The sequence below is a fragment of the Streptomyces sp. CBMA123 genome (genome assembly GCF_014596465.1).
In the GTDB taxonomy this organism is placed as follows: Bacteria; Actinomycetota; Actinomycetes; order Streptomycetales; family Streptomycetaceae; genus Kitasatospora.
Map to the genome: position 1 here is coordinate 1 of NZ_MECK01000554.1, position 558 is coordinate 558.

Here is a 558-nt window from a genome sequence, read left to right on the forward strand (position 1 = left end):
GCCGCCGCCGACCGGGTCGCCCGGGTCGCCGCCGCCATCCGCGAGGCCGACCTCGACGCCGCCCCCGCGCTCGCCGCCCGCGCCCTCGCCGCCACCGCGCTCGCCCGTGCCCTGGAAGCCGCCGCCGCGGCCGCCGAGACCCGCGCCGACACCGAGGAGCAGCGCGCGAGCGAGCTCCAGGAGGACGGCGGCAAGGCGCAGTCCGCCGCCACCGAGGCCGCCACCGCCGCCCAGAAGGCCCGCAGCGAGGCCGAACACCTGCGCCAGCGCCTCGCCGAGGTCGACCAGGGCGATCGCGTGCTCGTAGCGGGCCGGTGAGCGCTCCAGGTACCGGACCGCCTCCGCCAGCAGCCCGGCCGCCCGCGACGGCTCGTGCACGGCGGCGCACAGCCTCAGCGCGCTGCCGACGGCCGAATCCGTCCCGGACTCCCGGGCCCGGCCGACCGCCTCCTCGGCGAGACCGCGGGCCCGGTCCGGTTCCACGGGAGCCAGCGCGCGCGCCAGGTGCCCCAGCCACGGCGCCCACACCGTGTTGCGCCACCCGCGCGCGTCCAGGGC

1 protein-coding gene is annotated in these 558 nt (G+C 80.8%); it reads left to right on the top strand.

Features of this window, described 5'->3' with window-relative positions; genetic code table 11:
• Window positions 1–318, top strand: a 318-nt coding sequence (locus BG452_RS36445; RefSeq protein WP_262986097.1) for a hypothetical protein, incomplete at its 5' end; no start/stop codon positions are given.
• Window positions 319–558: the final 240 nt, after the last annotated feature.